Origin of the sequence: Pseudomonas sp. 1912-s, assembly GCF_029269205.1 — a bacterium.
Lineage (GTDB): Bacteria > Pseudomonadota > Gammaproteobacteria > Pseudomonadales > Pseudomonadaceae > Aquipseudomonas.
The window spans coordinates 114,071-135,613 of the sequence record NZ_JARIXR010000014.1 but is presented as its reverse complement, the minus strand read 5'-3'; the positions used below and the strand labels follow the sequence as shown (position 1 = coordinate 135,613).

Annotated in this window: 24 protein-coding genes; 13 read left to right on the top strand and 11 right to left on the bottom strand. The window is 61.2% G+C overall.

The window, feature by feature from the left end; translation table 11 throughout:
• Positions 1-39: 39 nt before the first annotated feature.
• On the bottom strand, positions 40-1,206 hold the full coding sequence (locus P3C29_RS18775; protein WP_275965155.1) for a cystathionine gamma-synthase: 1,167 nt from the start codon (positions 1,204-1,206) through the stop codon (positions 40-42).
• Positions 1,203-2,579 carry a cystathionine beta-synthase gene (locus tag P3C29_RS18770; RefSeq protein ID WP_010169729.1) on the bottom strand — a complete coding sequence of 459 codons (1,377 nt, stop codon included), beginning with the start codon at positions 2,577-2,579 and terminating at the stop codon, positions 1,203-1,205. Before P3C29_RS18770 ends, P3C29_RS18775 begins: the two co-directional genes overlap by 4 nt.
• Positions 2,580-2,844: 265 nt before the next feature.
• Between P3C29_RS18770 and atzF the strand changes: the two genes are divergently transcribed.
• On the top strand, positions 2,845-4,644 hold the full coding sequence (atzF, locus tag P3C29_RS18765) for an allophanate hydrolase (RefSeq protein ID WP_275965154.1): 1,800 nt from the start codon (positions 2,845-2,847) through the stop codon (positions 4,642-4,644).
• A 2-nt stretch (positions 4,645-4,646) separates the two neighbouring features.
• Positions 4,647-5,333, top strand: coding sequence for a GntR family transcriptional regulator (locus tag P3C29_RS18760; RefSeq protein WP_275965153.1), 687 nt, complete (start codon positions 4,647-4,649; stop codon positions 5,331-5,333).
• Positions 5,334-5,503: 170 nt separating this feature from the next.
• Here the strand turns inward: P3C29_RS18760 and dapA are convergent, their stop codons facing one another.
• Together dapA and P3C29_RS18750 are read right to left on the bottom strand one after the other, a co-directional pair.
• Positions 5,504-6,367, bottom strand: coding sequence for a 4-hydroxy-tetrahydrodipicolinate synthase (dapA, locus tag P3C29_RS18755; protein WP_275965152.1), 864 nt, complete (start codon positions 6,365-6,367; stop codon positions 5,504-5,506).
• A gap of 292 nt (positions 6,368-6,659) precedes the next feature.
• On the bottom strand, positions 6,660-7,637 hold the full coding sequence (locus P3C29_RS18750; protein WP_275965151.1) for an alpha/beta hydrolase: 978 nt from the start codon (positions 7,635-7,637) through the stop codon (positions 6,660-6,662).
• A 105-nt stretch (positions 7,638-7,742) separates the two neighbouring features.
• Here P3C29_RS18750 and P3C29_RS18745 point away from each other — a divergent pair, with 105 nt between their 5' ends.
• Positions 7,743-8,216 (top strand): VOC family protein, encoded by a 474-nt coding sequence (locus P3C29_RS18745; protein ID WP_275965150.1) that lies wholly within the window; start codon positions 7,743-7,745, stop codon positions 8,214-8,216.
• A 14-nt stretch (positions 8,217-8,230) separates the two neighbouring features.
• On the opposite strand, the gene P3C29_RS18740 is transcribed toward P3C29_RS18745, so the two are convergent.
• The 3 genes from P3C29_RS18740 to P3C29_RS18730 all read right to left on the bottom strand — a co-directional run bounded on the left by P3C29_RS18740 (position 8,231) and on the right by P3C29_RS18730 (position 10,711).
• The gene (locus P3C29_RS18740) at positions 8,231-9,409 is read right to left on the bottom strand and encodes a GGDEF domain-containing protein (RefSeq protein WP_201123692.1); all 1,179 of its coding nucleotides are present in this window, start codon (positions 9,407-9,409) and stop codon (positions 8,231-8,233) included.
• A gap of 105 nt (positions 9,410-9,514) precedes the next feature.
• Positions 9,515-10,075 (bottom strand): arsinothricin resistance N-acetyltransferase ArsN1 family B, encoded by a 561-nt coding sequence (locus P3C29_RS18735; protein WP_010169722.1) that lies wholly within the window; start codon positions 10,073-10,075, stop codon positions 9,515-9,517.
• 15 nt (positions 10,076-10,090) lie between these two features.
• Positions 10,091-10,711, bottom strand: coding sequence for a LysE family translocator (locus P3C29_RS18730; RefSeq protein ID WP_275965149.1), 621 nt, complete (start codon positions 10,709-10,711; stop codon positions 10,091-10,093).
• A gap of 118 nt (positions 10,712-10,829) precedes the next feature.
• Here P3C29_RS18730 and P3C29_RS18725 point away from each other — a divergent pair, with 118 nt between their 5' ends.
• Together P3C29_RS18725 and P3C29_RS18720 are read left to right on the top strand one after the other, a co-directional pair.
• A complete protein-coding gene (locus tag P3C29_RS18725; RefSeq protein WP_275965148.1) occupies positions 10,830-11,489 on the top strand; it encodes a hypothetical protein in 660 nt (219 codons plus the stop codon).
• Between the two features lie 59 nt (positions 11,490-11,548).
• Entirely contained in the window at positions 11,549-12,124 is a 576-nt protein-coding gene (locus P3C29_RS18720) for a hypothetical protein (protein ID WP_275965147.1), read from the top strand.
• 112 nt (positions 12,125-12,236) lie between these two features.
• On the opposite strand, the gene P3C29_RS18715 is transcribed toward P3C29_RS18720, so the two are convergent.
• Together P3C29_RS18715 and P3C29_RS18710 are read right to left on the bottom strand one after the other, a co-directional pair.
• Positions 12,237-12,962, bottom strand: coding sequence for a leucine-rich repeat domain-containing protein (locus P3C29_RS18715; protein WP_275965146.1), 726 nt, complete (start codon positions 12,960-12,962; stop codon positions 12,237-12,239).
• The gene (locus tag P3C29_RS18710) at positions 12,959-13,492 is read right to left on the bottom strand and encodes an AAA family ATPase (protein WP_201123703.1); all 534 of its coding nucleotides are present in this window, start codon (positions 13,490-13,492) and stop codon (positions 12,959-12,961) included. Before P3C29_RS18710 ends, P3C29_RS18715 begins: the two co-directional genes overlap by 4 nt.
• Positions 13,493-13,609: 117 nt before the next feature.
• Between P3C29_RS18710 and P3C29_RS18705 the strand changes: the two genes are divergently transcribed.
• On the top strand, positions 13,610-13,984 hold the full coding sequence (locus P3C29_RS18705) for a hypothetical protein (protein ID WP_275965145.1): 375 nt from the start codon (positions 13,610-13,612) through the stop codon (positions 13,982-13,984).
• Between the two features lie 3 nt (positions 13,985-13,987).
• Here the strand turns inward: P3C29_RS18705 and P3C29_RS18700 are convergent, their stop codons facing one another.
• On the bottom strand, positions 13,988-14,869 hold the full coding sequence (locus tag P3C29_RS18700) for a LysR family transcriptional regulator (protein WP_201123705.1): 882 nt from the start codon (positions 14,867-14,869) through the stop codon (positions 13,988-13,990).
• Positions 14,870-14,990: 121 nt separating this feature from the next.
• On the opposite strand from P3C29_RS18700, the gene P3C29_RS18695 reads away from it, so the two are divergent.
• A complete protein-coding gene (locus tag P3C29_RS18695; protein ID WP_201123707.1) occupies positions 14,991-16,121 on the top strand; it encodes an epoxide hydrolase family protein in 1,131 nt (376 codons plus the stop codon).
• Here P3C29_RS18695 and argC read toward each other — a convergent pair.
• Complete coding sequence (argC, locus tag P3C29_RS18690) at positions 16,105-17,037, bottom strand: N-acetyl-gamma-glutamyl-phosphate reductase (protein ID WP_201123709.1); 933 nt, start codon at positions 17,035-17,037, stop codon at positions 16,105-16,107. The genes P3C29_RS18695 and argC overlap by 17 nt on opposite strands.
• Before the next feature lie 111 nt (positions 17,038-17,148).
• Here argC and P3C29_RS18685 point away from each other — a divergent pair, with 111 nt between their 5' ends.
• The 6 genes from P3C29_RS18685 to P3C29_RS18660 all read left to right on the top strand — a co-directional run bounded on the left by P3C29_RS18685 (position 17,149) and on the right by P3C29_RS18660 (position 21,483).
• Positions 17,149-18,033, top strand: coding sequence for a LysR family transcriptional regulator (locus P3C29_RS18685; RefSeq protein ID WP_201123711.1), 885 nt, complete (start codon positions 17,149-17,151; stop codon positions 18,031-18,033).
• Positions 18,034-18,079: 46 nt separating this feature from the next.
• Positions 18,080-18,652 (top strand): hypothetical protein, encoded by a 573-nt coding sequence (locus P3C29_RS18680; protein WP_242487057.1) that lies wholly within the window; start codon positions 18,080-18,082, stop codon positions 18,650-18,652.
• Positions 18,653-18,655: 3 nt separating this feature from the next.
• Positions 18,656-18,970 carry a DUF2388 domain-containing protein gene (locus tag P3C29_RS18675; RefSeq protein ID WP_275965144.1) on the top strand — a complete coding sequence of 105 codons (315 nt, stop codon included), beginning with the start codon at positions 18,656-18,658 and terminating at the stop codon, positions 18,968-18,970.
• 38 nt (positions 18,971-19,008) lie between these two features.
• Positions 19,009-19,635 (top strand): hypothetical protein, encoded by a 627-nt coding sequence (locus P3C29_RS18670; RefSeq protein WP_275965143.1) that lies wholly within the window; start codon positions 19,009-19,011, stop codon positions 19,633-19,635.
• Positions 19,636-19,650: 15 nt separating this feature from the next.
• Entirely contained in the window at positions 19,651-20,574 is a 924-nt protein-coding gene (locus tag P3C29_RS18665; protein WP_275965142.1) for a hypothetical protein, read from the top strand.
• Positions 20,575-20,688: 114 nt separating this feature from the next.
• Positions 20,689-21,483 (top strand): alpha/beta hydrolase, encoded by a 795-nt coding sequence (locus P3C29_RS18660; RefSeq protein ID WP_275965141.1) that lies wholly within the window; start codon positions 20,689-20,691, stop codon positions 21,481-21,483.
• Positions 21,484-21,543: the final 60 nt, after the last annotated feature.

The window sequence follows — 21,543 nt, the reverse complement described above, 5'->3', positions numbered from 1 at the left end:
GGGAGCAAGCTCCCTCGCCACAGTGTTCTGCGTTGTTATTTAGATCGTGGACAACGCCTGCGCCAGATCCGCCCGCAGATCCTCCACATCCTCAACCCCCACCGACAATCGCACCAGCCCATCCCCAATCCCCAACTGCGCCCGGGTCGCCGCCGGAATGCTCGCGTGGGTCATGATTGCCGGGTGTTCGATCAGGCTTTCCACACCGCCCAAACTCTCCGCCAACGCAAAAATCTTCACGTTTTCCAGGAAGCGTGTCGCCCCCGCCAGGTCGCTTTTCAGGTCCACCGAAATCATCCCGCCAAACCCGCGCATCTGCCGGCGGGCCAGTTCATGTTGCGGGTGCGAGGCCAGCCCCGGGTAGTAAACCCGCGCCACCTGCGGCTGTTGCTCCAGCCACGTCGCCAGTTCCAGTGCGTTGCTGCAATGGCGCTCCATGCGCAGCGCCAGGGTCTTCACCCCGCGCAGGGTCAGGAAGGCGTCGAACGGCCCGGCAATCGCACCGACGGAGTTTTGCAGGAAGCCCAGGCGCTCGGCCAACTCGGGATTCTGGCCGACCACTGCAATGCCGCCGATCACGTCGGAGTGGCCGTTGAGGTACTTGGTGGTGGAGTGCACCACGATGTCGAATCCCAGCTCCAGCGGGCGCTGGATCCATGGGCTGGCGAAGGTGTTGTCGGCCACGCAGATGATGCCGCGCGCCCGGCAGATGCGTGAGATGGCGGCGAGGTCGGTCAGGCTCAGCAGCGGGTTGCTTGGGGTTTCGACCCAGACCATCCGCGTGTCGTCCTGCAACGCCGCTTCGAAGGCCGACAGGTCGGTCAGGTCGACGAAGCTGAAGCGATGCCCGGCGCTGCGTTGGCGCACTTTGTCGAACAGGCGGAAGGTGCCGCCGTACAGGTCGTTGCCGGAGACCACGTGGGCGCCGGCGTCGAGCAGTTCCAGCACGGTGGAGATCGCCGCCAGCCCGGAGGCAAACGCGAAGGCTTGGGTGCCACCTTCAAGGTCGGCCACGCAGCGTTCCAGGGCAAAGCGCGTCGGGTTGTGGGAGCGCCCGTAGTCAAAGCCTTTGTGAACGCCGGGGCTGTCCTGCAGGTACGTGGAGTTGGCGTAGATCGGCGGCATCAGCGCCCCGGTGGTCGGGTCCGGGGATTGCCCGGCATGGATCACGCGGGTGGCGAAGGCGCTTTTATCGTGCTGGGTCATGCAAGGGATCTCCGTAAGTGATTAAGCAGGTCGACGCGGGTGATCAGGCCGTGAAAGCCCGACGCGTCGGCAATGATTGCGACCAATCCGCGATCCAGCTCGGCCTGCAATTGCGCAAGGCTGGCGCTGGGCGCAAGGGTGTGAAGGGCGTTGGTCATGGCGCTGGCCACGGTCATGGAGAAATGCGCGGCGTCCTGATGCAGGCCGAGCAACACGTCCGATTCGTCGAGCACCCCCACCAGTTGCTGGCCGTCCACCAGTACCGGCAGTTGCGAGACGTCCGCCAGGCGCATGCGCTGGAAGGCGGTGAGCAGGCTGTCGTCAGGGCCGACGCTGATCACGCGGCCGTCCTCGAACCGCCGGGCGATCAGGTCGCGCAGGTCACCGTAGTGTTTGTATTGCAGCAGGCCGGCGTCGTTCATCCATTGGTCGTTGTAGACCTTCGACAAGTAGCGCGTGCCGGTGTCGCAAACGAAGGTCACGACGCGCTTGGGCTCGGTCTGTTCGCGGCAATAACGCAGCGCCGCGGCGAGCAGGGTGCCGGTGGAAGAACCGCCGAGAATGCCTTCGGCCCGCAGCAGTTGGCGGGCGTGGTCGAAGCTTTCTTCGTCGCTGATGGAATAGGCGTGGCGCACGCTGGAGAGGTCGGCGATCGAGGGGATGAAATCTTCGCCGATGCCTTCCACCGCCCACGAACCGGGTTCAGTCATGGTGCCGCTGCGGCTGTATTCCGCCATCACCGACCCCACCGGATCGGCCAGCACCATGGCCAGGTCGGGTTGCACGCGCTTGAAGAAACGGGTCAGGCCGGTGAGGGTGCCGGCCGAGCCGACGCCGACCACAATGGCGTCCAGGTCATGTTGGGTCTGGGCCCAGATTTCCGGCGCGGTGCTGGTTTCGTGGGCCAGGGGATTGGCCGGGTTGTTGAACTGGTCGGCGAAGAAGGAATCGGGAATGTCCTTGGCCAGCCGGGCGGCGACGTCCTGGTAATACTCGGGGTGGCCCTTGCCGACATCGGAGCGGGTGATGTGCACCTCGGCGCCCATGGCTTTCAGGTGCAAGACCTTTTCGGTGGACATCTTGTCCGGCACCACCAGCACCACCCGATACCCTTTGGCGCGGCCTACCAGCGCCAGGCCGAGGCCGGTATTGCCGGCGGTGGCTTCGATGATGGTGCCACCGGGGCGCAGGCGGCCGTCGCGTTCGGCGGCGTCGATCATGGCGAGGCCGATGCGGTCCTTGATGGAGCCGCCGGGGTTCTGGGATTCAAGCTTGAGGAACAGCGTGCACGGGCCGGTATCGAAACGGCTGACCCGCACCAGCGGGGTATTGCCGATCAGTTCGAGCACGGCGGGGCGAGAAGCGGTGGGCATGTCGTCACCTGGCTACGGAAGGGGCGTATGGGATGGACAGCAGCTTTTGCAGCATGGTTTCGAACATAGGCCGGTATCGAGCCGCTCGCAACCTTGCGGCCGCCTGAATGTCTTTTTTTGGCGCATTGCTGCTTCATCACGGAGCACGGTTGAGGGCGGCCAATCCGCCAGTTTTTTGCCGAGGCCACGTGTTCACTGGCTTGCAGCGAATTGGCCCAGCGCTTGCTAAAAGAAATCCAAACTTGGATACAAGATGGAATCCCCAATGCGCAACGAACAACTCGGCTGGACCCTGGGTGAATGGCAGGCCGCTTACCGCAGCCAGGCGCTGACCCCCGATATTCTGTTGACCCTGGCAAGCACCTTTCCCGACCAGGACACCGCCTGGATCAGCCGGGTGCAGCCGCAGCAGTTGAGTGCACAGTTGGCGCAACTGGCCGAGCGGCTTGCGGCGGTCGACGGCGATATCGACAAGCTGCCGCTGTATGGCGTGCCGTTCGCCATCAAGGACAACATCGACGCAGCGGGTTGGGAGACCACGGCTGCGTGCCCTGAATTTGCCTACACCGCGCAGACCGATGCGTCGGTGGTGGCCCGGCTGCGGGCGGCGGGGGCGATCCTGATGGGCAAGACCAATCTTGATCAGTTCGCCACGGGGCTGGTGGGCACCCGCTCGCCCTACGGTGCAGTCGGCAACAGCTTCAACCCGGACTATGTCAGCGGTGGCTCCAGCTCGGGTTCGGCCTCGGTGGTTGCCCGTGGCCTGGTGGCGTTCTCCCTGGGCACCGACACCGCCGGTTCCGGGCGGGTACCGGCGGGCTTCAACAATATTGTCGGGTTGAAGCCGACCAAGGGCCGCCTGTCCAACACCGGGTTGGTGCCGGCCTGTCGCACGGTGGACTGCATTTCGGTGTTTGCATTGACCGTCGAAGATGCCGAACGGGTTGCCGGTGTGGCCGCGGCGTACGACGCCAGCGATGCGTATTCCCGCGTCAATCCCAACACCGCGCCGGTCGCGGTCGGCGCCACGATCAAGCTGGCGGTGCCGGCCGACCTGGAATTTTTTGGCGACGCGCAGAACCAGGCGGTGTTTGAACAGGCGCTGCTCAGGTTCAAGGCCCTCGGCGCCGACATCACCCCAGTGGATTTCAGCCCGTTTCAGCAGCTCGCCGAGCAACTGTATTTCGGTTCCTGGGTGGCGGAGCGCACGGTCGCGCTGGAAGGCATGCTCGCCAGCCGCCCCGCAGCGATCAACCGGGTGGTGCGCGGCATCGTTGAAAACGGCTTCAAGTACAGCGCCTGCGATGCCTATAAGGCCGAATACCTGCGGGCCGAACTGAGCCGGCGTATCAACGACACCCTCATCGGTTTCGACGCCTTGCTGGTGCCGACCTCGCCGACGATTCGTACCCTGGCGGAAATGGCCGTGGAGCCGGTGCTCTACAACTCGCAGTTTGGCTTCTACACCAACTTCACCAACCTGGCGGACCTTTCGGCGCTGGCCGTTCCCGCCGGGCTGCGCAGCGATGGCCTGCCATGCGGCATCACCCTGATCGCGCCTGCCTGGCATGACGCGGCGCTGACCCATCTGGGCAAACGCTGGCAGACCGGCCTCGACCTGCCGTTGGGGGCTACCGAACGCTATCTGCCGCCACCCGCAGTTGCACGACAGGCGCCCGGCAGTGTGCGGGTGGCAGTGGTGGGCGCGCACCTCACCGGGATGCCGCTGAACTTCCAGTTGACCAGCCGCAATGCAGTGCTGGTGGAACAAACCCTGACAGCAAGCCAGTACCGCCTGCATGCGCTGCCGGGCACCGTGCCGCCCAAGCCCGGGTTGGTCAAGGATGACTCGGGCGGCTCGATCATCGTTGAGTTGTGGGACATGCCTGTCGCGCGCTTTGGCGAGTTTGTCGCCGAGATTCCGGCCCCGCTGGGCATCGGCAATTTGACCCTGGCTGACGGGCGCAGCGTGAAGGGGTTTATCTGCGAACCCTGGGCCCTGGCAGGCGCCACCGACATCACCGAGTTCGGCGGCTGGCGCGCCTACATGGCGAGCAGGGCGTAGGCATGCAGCTCTCGACTACGAGCACCTCCAGCGAGCGGCCGGACAGCCTGGCGGAGCAGGTCTACCAGCGGTTGAAGGCTGACATCTTCGACTTTCGCCTGCTGCCGGGTGATCGCTTCAGCGAAGGCGAGATAGCCGAGCGCATGCAGGCCAGCCGCACGCCGGTGCGCCAGGCGCTTTACCGACTGCAGCGGGAAGGGTACCTGGAGGTGTTTTTCCGGAGTGGCTGGCAGGTGCGTCCGTTCGACTTCAACTACTTCGAGGAGCTGTACGACGTTCGGATCGTGCTCGAGTTAGCCGCCATCAGCCGCTTGTGTGGCATGGCGCAGCAGGGGCTTGAACCGCTTGAGGCGATTTGGCGGGTGGACGAAAGTGCACGGCTGGATGACGCCCAGGTCGTCTCGGCACTGGATGAGGCGTTTCACTGCGGGCTGGTACAGGCCACGGGCAACGCCGAAATGGCGCGGATGCATTACGAGATCACCGAGAAAATCCGCATTATTCGGCGGTTGGATTTCACCCGGCAATCGCGTATTGCCGCGACGTATGAGGAGCACGGGTTGATCCTCGGGGCGATCCTGCAGCGGCAAAGCGATCAGGCGCAGCAACTGCTCAAGGCCCATATTGAGGTGAGCAAGCAGGAGGTGCGCAAGATCACATTGCACCGGTTGGCGGTGGCAAGGGGATAAGCCCTTCACACTGAAAAGTTGGCTGGCCCCAATCCCTGTGGCGAGGGAGCTTGCTCCCGCTGGGCTGCGCAGCAGCCCCAATCCAGACACCTCTTTTCATCCGATAAAATGAGGTGTCCGGTTTTGGGGGCGCTTCGCACCCCAGCGAGAGCAAGCTCCCTCGCCACAGGTTATTCCAGCGTGGCCAAGACTTGCTGCAATTGATTCACCACTGTCTCACTCGCCTCCAGCATCGGCGCGCGCAACTCACTGCCAATCAACCCCTCCATCGCCAGCGCGGCTTTCACCGGCGCGGGGTTGGGTTCCACGAACATCGTGTGAATCAACGGCAGCAGCTCGAAAAACGTCTGACGAGCCGCCATCAATTGGTTATCACGAACCTGTCGATGCAGCCTCACAAACGCCTCGGTACGCACATGCGCCGACGCGGCAATCGCGCCGGTCGCTCCCAGGCACAACGCGTTGAATATCTGCACGTCCTCGCCACACAACACATCGACCTTCCCGCTGGCCAACAGCGCCAGGGTGTTGGCCAGGTTGCCGCCGCAATCCTTGATCGCGACGATTCGCTCATGGGCAACAATGTTCAGCAGCGTCGCCTGTTCGAACGCAATGCCGGTGCGGTAGGGAATGTCATACAGGATAATCGGCACACTGGACGCATCGGCCACGCTGCGGAAGAACGCCTCAAGGCCAGCCTGGGACGGGCGGATGTAGCTCGGCGGCGGCACCAGTAAACCGGCCACCGGGCGCTTTAGAATCTGGGCCTGGAACTGCAACAGCTCAATCTGGTTATACCCCGCCAGGCCCATCACCACGTGCTGCGGCGGCACCAGCTCCAGTACGGCATCCAGCACCGCCAGTTGCTCCTGGCGACTCAGCGAGGCAGCTTCGCCGGTGGTGGTGCAGACCATGATCCCGGCCACGCCCTTTTCCAGCAGATGGCAGACCAGGCGGCGCAAGCCGATGAAGTCGATGGCGCCGTTATGAAACGGTGTGACGACGGGAACCCAGATACCTTGAAACGATGACATGCGCTTTCTCCTGATGGTTGACCGATTTCGTCACCGTCAGAAGGGCAGAGGGAGGTAAGCAAGAGGAGGGGGCCTTCGCGCTCAATGTCCTGTCAGCTCATCTGACGGGACAGCGCGCCCCGGTCACATGAGCGACTGTTTCTTCGATTTGAGGGCGTGCGCAACGCAACCTTGCGCCTTGGCAATCAAGCCAATGACGGAAAAGTTGAAGGTCGTTGCAGACATTGAGGACACACCCTGAAGAAGACGCTCATCTTTATGGATTATTACAGGGTGTGTCAACTCGCAGAGATCAGTCGCGCTTCAGCCAGTGGCGCACAAAACGCAGCACTTCCGCCGAGAGTTCCGCATCCTCCGGTGTTCCCATGAAACCGCCGTGGGGCATGGCTTCAAAAATGTGCAGCTCCACCGGGACGTCGGCCCGTCGCAGCGCCCGATGCAGGCGCACGGCATTGGACAGGAACAGGTCCCGGGTGCCGCTTTGCACGAATGTCGGCGGGAAGCCCTGCGTGAAATCCCCGAACAGCGGCGACAGGTACGGGTGAGCCAAATCGGCGCCGGCGGCGTACAGCAGGTTGACGCTCATCAGCGGATTGGGCAGCACCAGGTCGACGGTGCGGTTGACCTGGAAACTGTCGCCCGATTCGGTCAGGTCCACTTCGGGCGACAGCAACACCAGCGCTGCCGGCAACGGCAAGCCTTCGTCGCGGGCTCGCAGCACGGTGGCGGCGGCCAGGTTGCCGCCCGCTGATCGGCCGCCGATCACGATCTTGTCCGGTGCGTGATGCGACAGTACATACCGGTAGGTCGCCATGCAGTCATCCAGTGCCGCCGGGTACGGATGATCGGGTGGCATGCGGTAGTCCACGCCGTAGCAGGTCATGCCGTGCAGGTCGGCGTGTTTGCCGGCAGCGAGACGGGCGTTTTCGCCGCCGCCGAACACCAGCGCACCGCCGTGCAGGTCGATGTAGGCGAACTCGGCCCCGTCGGCTGGCGTGGCCCGGTACACCGTGGCGCTTTCCAGCGTGAGCGTCTCTATACGGGCTCGCAGGTTCGCGGCCTGCCCCGCCTGTGACGCAGCGTACTGTTGGGCGACAGCCGCCTGCATGCGGCGCCAGCCGTCGTGGTCGTCGGCGGCGGGCAGGGTGTACAGGCTGTTCAACGGCACGCCATCTTCATTCACCAGGCGCTGCAATGCCGCCTGGGCTTCGGGGCTGATGGACTGGGGAACCGGGATGATTCGGAGGTCGATTTTTACGCCGTTACTCATGATCTGCACCGTTGGGGAAGGCGGGAGGCGCGCCGATACGCGAGCGCATTTTTGTCGTTACCGGTACTACACTGCAAGTCCAAACCTCCCTTCAGGGGAATCGTCATGATGAGCAAAAACACGATTTGCCTTTGGTACGACGGCGACGCACTGGATGCGGCGAACTTCTACGCCAGGACCTTCCCGAACAGTGCCGTAACGGCAGTTCATCACGCCCCCGGGGATTATCCGGCGGGCAAGCAGGGCGACGTTTTGACCGTGGAATTCACGGTGATGGGCATCCCGTGTCTCGGGCTGAACGGCGGCTCTGGCGTGAAGCACAACGAGGCGTTTTCGTTCCAGGTGGCCACCGACGACCAGGCGGAAACCGATCGCCTCTGGCACGCGATTGTCAGCCATGGCGGCCAGGAAAACGTCTGCGGCTGGTGCCAGGACAAATGGGGCATCTCGTGGCAGATCACCCCGAAGGTGTTGTCGGCGGCGATCACCAACCCCGACCGGGCAGCCGCCAAGCGGGCGTTTGATGCCATGATGGGGATGACCAGGATCGATATAGCAGTGATTGAAGCGACGCAGTGACTCGGCCGACTGAATCAATCGGTCGGCAGTGCATGGGCGCCCACTGCCGTGTGGTCAACCAGACGAACACTGTTGCGTCCGCCACGCTTGGATTCATACAGCGCCGCATCGCCTTGCTCAATCAACGCCGCCAGGCTCGCGGGCGGCGTGTCGAACAGGCAGGCGCCGATGCTCAGGGTCACCGCTTCGGGCGTGACGAATGCTTGGGAGGCGGCGTGGTGAAACTGTTCACGCAGGGCGCTGCCCAGCGCGACGATCCGCTCGCTCGAGGTGTTGTTCAGCAGGATCACAAACTCGTCACCGCCCAGCCTCGCCGCCAGCGCATCATCGGGCAATTGGGCACGGATCATCTCGCTCAGCGCCACCAGCAGCCGATCGCCTGCGGTATGGCCGTACAGGTCGTTAATCAGTTTGAAGTTGTCGATGTCGATCACCAGCAGCGCGCCTGGCCGGGCGTACGAAACCTCGTTCAGAAGGCTCGGTGCCCGCAGCTCCAGGGCGCGGCGATTGTACAAGGCCGTCAAGGGATCGCGGGCGGCCAGCCGTGCGATTTGCTCTTCACGCCGGTAGCGCTCGGTGCCGGTCATCGACAGTGCAATCAGCATGATCGCCATCGCACCCTCCACCAGCGACACCTGAATGATTTCGCCACGAAACGCCGTCAGGTCGATCAGCGTACCCGGCACGACCGCCGACAGCGCCTTGGCCAGATAAAACAGCCCGTGGGCCAGCAGCACATAACGCAGTTGTACCGCGCCCACACTGAGCGAGCGGCCATGGGGGCGCAGCAGGAAACTTGCGCGCAAGGTCGGCAGCGCGACCAGCAGTGAATTGGCCAGCAGCATGGCTTTGGACCACGACTGTCCTTCCGGCAACAGCAGCATGGCAAACCAGGCGACGAAGATCAGGTACCAGCCGCGAGACAGCCGCACCTGAGTGAAACGCGCGACGCCCAGCAGGAAAAACCAGTGCGCGGTGATCAGCAGCCCGTTGGCGAACCAGATGCCAATCAACAGCAGACCGCTGGCTCGCAGCAAGGCCAAGGTACTGCCCACGCTGATGATGGCGAAACCAGCGGTCCAGTACAGCAGCGAAGGCTCGCGGACATTGCGCCACTCGACCGCCAGGTACAGCGCGGCGGCGCCTGCGAGGGCGATGGTGAGGACCAGAATGGTAATGGGGTCGAGCGCCATGGATGGACTGGCCTGCCTGAGTTGCGGTGAGACGGCGATTGTAAGCGTTCGGGTGGCTTTTTCGCAGCGCTCACCGCTGGCTGTATTGATCAACTTTCGCGTTTTTTAAAGGCTCGTATCAACCTGCAACTCGCGGAATGGAATGATCGGCCTGGGCGGCGTCGATCCATCCAATGCCTTGCGCCAGTAGCCTACGTCATGCCACTGGCCATGCTTGAATCCCACCTCAGGGTACGTGCCGATATGCGTGAACCCCAGCGCCTCATGCAACGCTACGCTCCCGGCGTTCGGCTGGGCGATCCCGGCATAAGCGGCGTGGTAGCCCTGGCGCATAAGCAGGGGTAACAGCCGCTCGTACAGTGCCCGGCCGATTCCGATGCGGTGCGCCACCGGATCGATATACACCGTAACATCGACCGACCAGCGATAGGCTTCCCGAGCCCGATGCTGGCTGGCATAGGCGTAGCCCACGACCTGTCCATCCCGTTCGGCCACAAGGTAAGGGTAGAGATTCAGGGTGGTACTGATCCGCTGGGCCATCTCCTCGACGCTCGGCGCTTCCTGCTCGAAAGAGATCGCGGTGCGCTCCACCATCGGTGCGTAAATCGCCTGGATGGCTGGGGCATCTGCGGTGGCTGCTACTCTGATATTGCCTGCGAAGCTCATCGTTCATCCTCTTGTTCAGGCCCGGCGCGCCATCAGCAATACCGTCGCCGCCGCCGACAACAACCCGGCGCAGCAGCGATTGAAAATCCGCTTGCCCCGAGGCAGCGCAAACCAGCGGCGCATATGCAAACCCATGTAGGCGTAGGCGCTGATGGCGATCCACTCCAGCGCCAGGAACATCGCACCCAGCAGGGCGAATTGCGGGGTGATCGGCTGGGCCGGGTCGACGAATTGCGGCAGGAAGGCGGTGAAAATCAGGATCGCCTTGGGATTGCCGGCGGCCACCAGGAACTCCTGCCGCGCCAGTGCCCACAACCCCGCCCTGGCCACCGTCGATTCAACTTCCGCCTGCGGGTTGGCACGCCACAATTGATACGCCAGATAAAACAGATACGCCGCGCCCAGGATCTTGATCCCGTAGAACAACAACTCCGAGGTTTGCAGCACCACCGCCAGCCCGGCGGAGGCGAGGGCGATCATCCCGGCGAAGGCCAACAAACGCCCGATGCCCGCCAGGCAGGAAGTGCGGTAGCCGTAGCGGGTGGAATTGCTCACGGAAAGCAAGTTGTTCGGGCCGGGCGCCATGTTCAGGGCGAAACAGGCGGGGAGGAACAGGGTGAGAGTGGCGACGTCCATGTGGGCTCCGGCGGGCGGTGGCAGGTAATATCACGAGGATAAGGGGTTTAAGGGGGGCAGCACAATTTGAGGTGCCGGATTGCATCACGTAACCTTGCGCACCCATGGATCCGTCCCCATGAGCATGGAGTTGGCAATGCAAGGAACAGCGTTCCAGATAGTCCGAATAGATCAAATCCACGAAATAGTCTCGCCCACCGTAGAGTCCCTGTTGCAGCCGCTGGGTTTCGAGGTTCAAGGCCCGTTGACTTGGATTCGCAGCGCTGATGCCCCCATTCGCCAGGTCTTTCGCCTTGCGCAGTGGAAAGGCGGCAAGCTGGCACCGTCATGGGGGCTGTCGTTGGATTTTGTCCCGCACCTCTCCGGAAATGACTTCAAATGGCACAGAACGCCCAAGTCAGCGCGACCTGACCTGATATTCGATGTGCGAGATCGTGCGTTTGATATTTCCTACAGTTATGGACCTGAAACCATCGCGAGGTGTGCACCCGATATCCTCAGGGCGGCCATTGCAGATGCTGAGTCGTTCTGGAGCGCGGCTCGTTCGATAGCCGACTTGCCTGGCGCCTTCGAGCGGGTCAGGCAGCATCTGTCGAAAGGGGGGCTGGGTTTCTACAACTACACACAGCACCCTCTTGCATATGCCTTTGTGTTGGCCATGGATGGCAAGCCTGATGCCGCGGAGGAGGAGTTTCAACGCTATTCACTGCGCCTTTCAGCGACCGCCCAAAAGAAGCTTCGCCAGTTATTCATTGATGCTGGCGGTTACCCTGGTTAGATATAAGCCCGCAAGGTCGCGCTGCTTTCGACTCGTGCCGGAATTAAAATAAATAGAGTGTGCAAGAAGTGAAAGAGTCCCCATTTAGCAGCAAGTTTAAAAAAGCAATGGCTTTGATGATTGTACTTTTGTTGCTTGGGCTATGTTTTTTTTATATGTCCAAGGGGGCTCGCATTGCGAGACAAACAGTTTTAATGCCGTGGATTCCAGAGTTGGGTACCTATATAGCGTTCGCCTCTCTTGTTGGACTCGTGTTTGCGGGCAGAACATTCTACTCTCGCCCTGAGGGGAAAAGCCTGAAACGTCTCGCAGAGTCTTTCTTTGGTGGCTTTTGCCTTAGTTTTTTTCTTTCTCTGAATATTTATCAAGTCTGTGTTTACCTATTGCCTGGTGACCTTGTTCAGTATGAAGCGGCGTATGAGTTGAGATTTCCAGGCCCTTCCCTTGGAAGGACTAACCGTTGTGAGGCAGGTTTGGGATTTAAGGATCTAAACACCGATCGCTGGATTGTGCTGTGCACTGATAATCTGGAATTGTCGGAACGAAGAAAAAGAGGCATGAATGCCCTGTGGGTGACTGCTCACTCAAACAAACTGGGCTCTTATATCGTAAGGTATGAATTTATCTATAAATAAACTAACCCCGCTTGGCCCGTTGCTGAGTTGAAGCAGCCATACCCTGGCCCTGGTGTTGAACGGTTGCTCGAATGTTCCGGTCCCCACCCCTCCATCGCACTGAGAGGTTCCATTACGCGTTCGCCACCATCTGCTCGAACTGCCGGGTCAGCTTTTCAAACCGCAATGCATCACAGGCCGGGCAGAGGAAAGGCATTCGTCGTCCGGTGAACATCGACGTGTGGCCATCGCACTGCTTGCAGCGCAGATGTGTCGTGATAGACGCCGTAAGGGGCTCTACAAGTTGATGGTTTAACCGACTTGCAAGAAAAGCCACCTGCGCCCGATCAAACTGATTGGTCAGGCTCAAATGGCGCAAGTGCGAGCAACGAGCCAGGCTGGTGATATCGTCGAGTTCAAACTTTACAAACGCCAACGAGAGGCTGGTGAGTGTGGGTAGGCGGGATACCGGTTCGATTGAGCTGAGGTGCAGAGGTGACGACCCGCCACCCAGGTTACCCATCAAGCGCAGTTCGCTCAGCTCACCCAGCGCCTCGATGCCGTCGAGTCGACGCAGTTTCGGGAAGTCTCCCACTGACAGATCGGTCAACGCATTCAGGTTGAAAACAGGGTCCAGCACTTCGATCCTTGTCGCCCGCTCAAGCTTCAATTTGCGTGTGTGGGTCAAGGTATCGAGTCCCTCGAGCGAGGAGAGCTTGAGGTTGTAGAGGCGCAGCTCCGTGGCGGTGCACCGGGACAGCACCGTTGGCCATACCTTTGCTGAAACGTTCCGAAGGTCAAGCTCATCGTTTTCAGCGAGTTGCTGTTCGGGGAACGGTTGATCCAGGCAAACAATCATAGTGCTCCTTCTATGCAGTTTGGTCCGTGAACGAGAAACTCCTCAATCTCCCGACTACCCCGCAAGTGCACCACCGGAATCTGCGGCCCTACCGCCAGGCGCACCGCCTCGATTCCCGGCCGGTAGCTGCGATCAAACGTCCACACAAACTTCAGGAAAGTCAGGAACGCCCGGTCGATTCTATCGGTACAGCCTGCCGCCATGTCCGGGCGCGGGCGTTTCAGTGCACTGCGCAGGATCACCCGGGTAAAGCAGGTGAGCCGAGGCGTATCGAGCCAGATGATCAGGTCGGCACGGGGCAGGCGCAGGTCGAAGGTACGCCGGGCGTAGTTGCCTTCGCACACCCAGGTATCCGTTGCGACCGCTTCACGCACCCGCGTGCGGAACTGCTCGGCGTCGGGCTCGACCCAGCCGGGGGACCAGAACAGGCGGTCCAGGTGCACCACGGGCAGGCCCAGGCGTTCGCCGAGAGTGCGGGCGAGGGTTGATTTTCCGCTGCCGGCATTGCCGAGAATCACGATGCGTTGCATGAGGACGTCCTGTCGCGGTAAAGCCGGCAATTGTGCAGCTTTTAAATGACCGGTTAAAGACTTATGAGGTAGGTTTATTGCCCGGAACGGACCCTGTCGATCAAGGAAGTGCTTTATATGCAAACCGCCTTTTCCCAAATAAGCGAACGGCTGAACAATCGCCGATTTATCGTGGCGGGCAACACCCATGGGCTGTCGGGTACGGGCACTGTGTTTGAGTACCACGTCGATGCAAATGCCATCTGGGGCACGTACCAGGGCGGCCGGATCCGCATGGGTAATCAAGTCGGGCGCGCCACCGGCACGGACACCATCGAGTTGTTGTATCAGTGCCTGACCACCGAGGGCGAGATTCTGGCCGGATGGTCACGGGGCACGGTCGGCGTGGATGACGCCGGACGTACCACGTTGGCCTTCGTGTGGGGCTGGTTGTCGGGTGCGGAGGGCGGCGGGGAGTCGAGCTATGTTGAGCTGAGCAGCCATACGGCTTAACGCTTACTTGAACCGCTCAACCAGGTAATCGACAAAGCAACGCACCCGCGCCGGCGTGTGGGTGCCACCGAGGAACACGGCATGAATCTCTTCCCCGTCGCCGGGGTTGAAGGCCTCCAGCAGTGGCACCAGCCGGCCCGCCTTGATCGCGTCTTCAACGGTCTCGGCGCAGACCCGCGCGATGCCGATGCCTTCGGCCGCCAACTGGCCCTGGGTGTCGCCGTTATTGGTTTCCACATGACCCTTTATCGGCAGTGAGTAGTCGTGGCCATCCTTGCGAAACGGCCAGGTGGGCGCGGCGCGTTTGAAGTTGAACCCGATGCAGTCGTGATTCAGCAGGTCTTCCGGCACCTGCGGCGTGCCGCGCCGCGCGAGGTAGCCAGGTGAGGCGATGATGACCTTGTGGGTAGCGCCGAGCCGGCGGGAGGTCAGGGCGCTGTCGGGCAACGGGCCCAATCGCACCGCGACGTCGGCCTGGCCGGCGGCGATGTCGACCACGGTGTCGGTCAGGTTGATGTCCACCAGGATATCCGGGTAGCGCTGGATGAACTCGGCCAACAGCGGGATCACGAAGGTCCTGCCATACAGCAGCGAACTGCTCACACGCAGGCGACCACGGGGTGAACTCTGGTCGGTTATCTGCTGCTCGGTTTCCCGCAGGTCGACGAGGATGCGCCGCGCGCACGACAGGTAGGCCGCGCCCTCCGGGGTCACGGTCAGTGACCGCGTGGTTCGCAGCAAAAGGCGCACGCCAAGGCGCGCTTCCATGCGGTCGAGCACCCGGGCAATGGAGGACGGCGCAAGGTTCAGGCGACGCGCCGCCGCCGAGAAGCTCGCAGTCTCGGCCACCAGGGTGAAGATTTCCAGTTCGTCCGTTATGTCCACGGGACACTCACTTATGCGTTTGGCGCAAAGGCCTTGAGCGGTGTAATGGGGTTCACATCCGGTTTTATGGCGTCCAGTATTGCGTAAAGCAATGTAATACGGAAACTCACCGGAGAATCCCATGATCTTGCCTTACACCATCAACATCCCCGATGACCGCCTTGCTGCGATCCGCGACAAAGTCGCCACCTACGACTGGACCCAACTTCCCGATTTGGGCGGGTGGCACTCGGGCGTGGGCGTCACTGACCTCAAGCGCCTGGCGCGTTACTGGCTGGACGCCTACGACTGGCGCAAGGTGGAAAAGCACCTTAACCAACTGCCCAACTTCATCACCGAGATCGAGGGCGAGCACCTGCATTTCGTCCACGTACGGGGCGACGGTTCCAAGCCGCCGGTGTTGCTGCTGCACGGCTGGCCAGGTTCGTATCTTGAGTTTGAGGCACTGCTTGAACCGCTGGCGGCTGACGGACACGATGTGATCGTGCCATCGCTGCCGGGCTTTGCGTTCTCCAAGCCGATCACCGGGGTGATTGGCCCGCGTCGGGCTGCCGAGCTGATGCACGGGCTGATGGCTCGGTTGTTCGGGCAAACCCGTTTCATCGTCCAGGGCGGCGACTGGGGCTCCGGTATTGCGGGCTGGATGGCCCATGATCGGCCTGACGGATTACTCGGGATTCACCTGAACATGGCCGACCTGGTGGCCCAGGGCACTGTCGCTACCACGCCGCAAGAGAAAGAATTTGTGGCCCGGCGCGACGTGCTGATCGACTGGGAGACCGGCTACAACCACCTGCAGGAAACCCGCCCACAGACGTTAGGTGTTGCGCTGGCCGACAGCCCGGTAGGGGCCGCCGGCTGGATTCTGGAAAAAATCGGCACCTGGGCCGACCTGCCCAAGACCACCGACGGCAGTCCGGACCTCTGGAGCCGGTTTACCGAAGAGCAAGTGCTGACCAACATCATGCTGTATCTCGCACCGTCTTCCATGGTCACCGCAACCTGGATGTATCACGGCAAACGCCTGGAGGGCTCGTCGAAGTTTCCGGCCGGCACCCGCATCCAGGTGCCGACCGGGTTCGCCGCCTTTCGCGACCCGGTGTTCGTGCCGCCGCCGCGCTCATTGGTCGAGAAAACCTTCAACATCGTGCACTGGAGCGAAATGCCTGCCGGCGGTCACTTTGCGGCCTGGGAGCAGCCGGCGTTGATGCTGGCGGATTTTAGAGCCTTTATCGCTACTGTTTCGGCTTGAGCATCAGGTCCAGGTTTTGCACGGCAGCCCCTGCGGCGCCTTTGCCGAGGTTGTCGAAGACCGCTGCCAGCAAGACCTGGCCCGTCTCGTGGTTTTCACGCACGATCAAACGCAAGTCATCCGTGCCGTTCAGCGCTTGAGGGTCCAGGCAGGTCAGCTCGTTGGCGGCCTGCATCGACAGCACCTCGACGTGATTGGCGTCGCGGTAATGCTGCGTCAGGCAGTCATGCAACAGCACCCCATCCACCCCCGGTGCCAACAGCCGCCGTTGCAGCGGGATGGTCAGTACGATGCCCTGGCGGAACGCCCCGTAGGACGGCACAAACACGGGACGCTCCGTCAGCCCGCTTTGCCGTTGAATCTCCGGGACATGCTTGTGCGCCAACCCCAGGCCATAGACCAGGAAGGCGGGCGCCTGTGAGGCGTCGGGGCCCTCATGCTCCTGCACCCCGGCGCGGCCCTTGCCGGAATAGCCCGACACGGCATGAATCGTCGCCGGGTAATCCTTTGGCAGCAGCCCGGCTTCAAGCAAGGGGCGCAACAGCCCGATCGCACCGGTGGGATAGCAACCGGGGTTGCTGACGCGCTGCGCCGTGGCGATGCGGTGAGCCTGTTGCGGGTTCATCTCGGCAAAACCGTAGGTCCAGTCGGGATGAGTACGGTGCGCGGAACTCGCGTCGATCACCCGCACGGCAGGGTTTTCGATGCTTGCCACCGCATCCCGCGCGGCGTCATCGGGCAAGCACAGGATCGCGATGTCACAGGCGTTGATCATCTCGGCGCGATGCTGCGGGTCTTTGCGGTGTTCGGGGCTGAGGGTGACCAGTTGCAGGTCGGTGCGGTCCCGCAGGCGTTGATGGATCTGCAACCCGGTGGTGCCCTGGTCGCCGTCGATAAATACAAGAGGAGTTGCCATGGAATGCGCTCGGTAGGAAATCAGATGTCCCAATCTTCAATGAGCGGCTAGGATAGGAAAAGTTGAATTTCATAACGATGATATTCAGGTTTTCTGAATGAGGATCGACCCATGCGCGAAATCAGCCTTGACCGCCTGCGCACGTTGGTGGCGATTGCCGACCTCGGTTCCTTCGCCGAAGCGGCGCGCATGTTGAACCTGGCGCCCCCTACGGTCAGCTTGCACATTGCCGACCTGGAAGCCCGGGTAGGCGGGCAGTTATTGTCGCGTACCCGTGGGCGCGTGCAGCCTTCGGCGATTGGCGAAACCCTGGTGGAGCGCGCGCGTCGATTGTTGGCGGATGCGGAACAGGCGCTGGAGGACGTGGAGCGCCAGGTGCAGGGCCTGGCCGGGCGTGTGCGTTTGGGCGCGTCCACCGGGGCCATCGCCCAGTTGCTGCCGCAAGCCCTGGAGACCTTGAGCCAGCACCATCCCGCGATCGATGTACAGGTCGCGGTGCTCACCTCCCAGGACACCTTGAAGAAGCTCGCCGAGGGTGCTTTGGAGATCGGCCTGGTGGCGCTGCCGCAGGCACCGGTGAAGGGCTTGCGCATCGAGCCCTGGCGTCGCGACCCGGTCATGGCTTTTTTACCGGCGCGCCGGGAATGCCCGGAGGTGGTAACACCCGCCTGGCTGGCTGCCCAGCCGTTAATCCTGAATGACAACACCACCCGGCTTTCGCGCCTGACCGCCGAGTGGTTTGCCAGTGAAGGATTGCAGCCCACGCCGCGCATTCAACTGAACTACAACGATGCGATCAAAAGCCTGGTGGCCGCCGGTTATGGCGCGACGTTGTTGCCCCATGAAGCGTCCACACCGTTGACCGACAGCCGGATTGTGATGCGCCCATTGCAGCCGTTGTTGTGGCGCCAGTTGGGTATCGCGCATCGTGCCGGAGACGTCGAACGGCCGACGCAGCACGTGCTGGAGGTGTTGTGGGGGTTGAGTGCGGGGTAGGGCGACGATTGTATGCCTGGGGCAAGACGGTTAGCCTTGCGCCCCGATGTCATCAGCCATTTCAAGCAAGGAAGCGCGTGTGAAGGTTTTTCAAGGAGTGATCGGGCTATCGCTATTGAGCTTGCTGTTCGGCTGCAGCACTGGGCCGGTGCAAACGCTGAAGTTCAATGTGCCCCACGGCTTTTACGGCACCTACCTCAAGCAGAAGGTCGGGAATCACGGGCAGTTGACCTGCAACGTGACCACTGAAAAAAACAATCTCGGTGAGGAATGGGTGTCTTCGGTCATTCTCGGGGCGGGTGAAGATGATGCCCAGGACAATATCCTGTTTCTCTCCAGCTACCCGCTAGGTACTGACGATCAAAGGGCTTTCCAGCTGCGGCTGTTCAACAAGGCACAGCGGGTCACTGATAGCCTGGTGCTGACCACTGCCGATCACAACGGGGTCTACTCACTGCGCCTGGCTTGGGCCGACGATGGCTCCATCAGTTACCAGGTCGCCAGTGGTGGGCAATGGTCCGAAAAGAAAACCGTGACGCAACCCGGCTTTTCCGTGCGGCACGTCAGCGTGCAAGCCTCGGGTATGAAAGGCACCGCTGTCTGCGAACTGGGCGGCTGATCGTTGAGAATCTTCGCGTTCATCTTCGCCTTGCTCATCACCACTTCCGCCCAGGCCAAAGACGGTATCTCCTTTGCCGACGATCCGCTGGGTTGGTCATGCCTGAGGTTCTCCACCTTCACCTTGCTGACGTCGGAACTGACGACGCGCCCGGGCAGCTTTCTTTCGGCCAAGAATGACGCATTGGCGTTTGTAGGGTCCGACGGCGAGATTCGTGGCGCGTATTTCGAACAGGCGCTACTGAGTTTTCGTAGCTCGGGCGGTAACGATGATGTCAGTGATGCGCAGTTTGCCGAGGCGGTGGCGGTGATTGAGTGACCATGCTTCACCCTTACCTTAATGCTCATGGAGAGCTTATGCCATTTCGCAACCTCCTCATTTTTAGCTATCTCGCTGTAGCGTTGCTGCTTTCAGGTTGTTCAGCCCCTCAGGTTTCCCTCGCGCCGCAGGAGCCTTTTAATCTGGAACCTTTGGGCCAGCCGCTGGCGCAGACCAGCGCCCGTACGGCGCTGATTCACCAAATCCTCGCCAAGGACCCGGTGGTGATCTCATCGCAAAAGCCGGTTCTGGCGCCTTCTGATAACGACGCGCGTATCGCCAAGCTAAAAAAAGCAGACGGCGGCACGCTGCCTGAAGGTTACTGGGCGCTCTATAAGCAAAATCTTGAAGCGATGCAGTACGACCTCAATCATCAGCATGACGCCGCCCGCGAGCAGTACGTGCAGACTTATCGCGACGAGCTGACGCGGGCAGATGACCGCACGCTGCAAGTAATGGTCACGGCGCCCAAAACCCTGGATGAACAGACGCGGCGCCAGTGGAACGCTCGCATGGCCGATAGAATGTCGCAGTACATCAACACCAGTGAGCAATCGCTGCGCGCCGCCGCCGATGCGCATATCAATCGTATGGCCTTGATGGACCGGCAATACAACGTGTGCGCACGGAACCCCGAGTGCTGGGATGCGCCGGTTAAAAAGTAAAGGGAAGCCTCGTCAATGCTCGTCGTTACTGCGTTATTTGGCCTGTTCGTCATCGTGCCGGTCGTCTTGGGCTATGCCGCTAATGTCCAACGGTCACAGCAGAAGCGCGCCTGGTATCTTCGCAAGTATCGGGAGGTAAAGAGCTGGACCGTAGTTGAGTATTCATTGGCACTGTTTTTGGGCTGTACCGCAGTGCTGTATACGGTCGGCACGCTCGCGATGCTGGGGTTGAAGCTCAACCCTATTCTGTCCATATCACTGCTTTCGCTGACTTGCCTGACTGCTTTGGGTTACCTCTACTGCTATTTTGACCTTACAGGCAAAATCAAAAGATACGGGATAGCGCTCAAGTTCCTGTTGGGTGGAATAACCCTTTGTATCGCGACGGCATCGAAGATCTATTCTGACTCAGGTATTGCAGAACTCACCGGCCTGCCACCGCAGGACTTGCCGGGTGCGCAGTTGCTGCTGACCGTGCTGTTGACACCGACCTTTTGGTTAATGGCGCTGCTACCACTGGCGGGCTATCTGAGTGTTGCGCTGATGGTCATTTTGTTTGTGCGCAGTATGTATCGGGAGAGCCCGAAGCAAAGGCGCAAAGGGAAAAAGAGCTCCAGCCTTCGCGACGTCAGCGCGGTGGTGGCTATTCCTCTTTGTGTATTGATTCTGTTCGCTTTGACCGAGCTGTTACTCAGCAAACATTTCTACGAGAAACGCTTGAGACAAGCCATAGCATTTGCCTCCTTCCATTTACCTGGCACCTATTGCGGACTGCCTGAAACCAAAGGGGTTGCGATTGCCCCCGTGACGGACGGCAGGGCAGCCATCGCGATCCCCGATGAAAAGCTTGGCTACCTCTTTGAGCCTATCGAGTGCAAACCGGCGCAGCGCAGCAAGGACGACATTTCCGCATTATTGAACAAGGTGAACCTGCGATGAGTTCATACGATCAGCCTATGAATACATTCCTTAATCAGGAATTTACAGAAACCTGAATACCATTGAAATTAGCGGCTTTGAGCCGCCAATCCGGGTTTTCAGGGAGTCTTCACCATGCCATTCACCCACACGCAACTCCCCATGACCGTCGACGGCGTGCCGTTGAACATCGCCACAATCCACCGCGCCGGCACCCTGGCACCCATTGTGTTCCTGCATGGCTTCGGCTCCACCAAGGAAGACTACGCCGACATCGTCCTGCAGCCAGCGTTTGATGGTCACCCGTTTGTTGCCTACGACGCCCCCGGTTGCGGTGAAAGCCAGTGCAGCGACCTGTCGAAAATTTCCATCCCGTTCCTGCTGCAGACCGCCGTGCAGGTGCTGGAGCATTTCGGTGTCGAGCAGTTCCACCTGGTGGGCCACTCCATGGGCGGGTTGACCGCGCTGATGCTGGCGCACCGGTTTCCGGGCCGGGTGCTGAGCTTTGTCGATATCGAAGGCAATATCGCCCCGGAAGACTGCTTCCTCAGCCGGCAGATCGTCGACTACCCGGCAGAGGATCCCGAGGCATTTTTCAGCGCCTTCATCGAGCGCACCCGCCAGGCACCGGCCTACGCCAGCGCGCTGTATTCGGCGAGCCTGAGGCACAAGGTGCGCGCCGGTGCGGTGCGGGGGATTTTCCAGTCGATGGTAGAGCTGTCCGACGATGGCGACCTGATGGGTAAATTCCTCGGCCTGGAATGCCCGCGGATGTTCATGTACGGCGAGCAGAATGCTCACCTGTCGTACCTGGCGCATATCCAGGCCCATGGCGTGCGATTGGCGCCGATTGCGCAGTGCGGGCACTTCCCGATGTACTCCAACCCGATCGCGATGTGGCAACAGATTGCGGACTTTCAGCGCGGTTGATCTCCACCGCCAGCGATCGGCCAGGCCCGAAAGCACAAGACTTACGCCTCGAAACCCGGA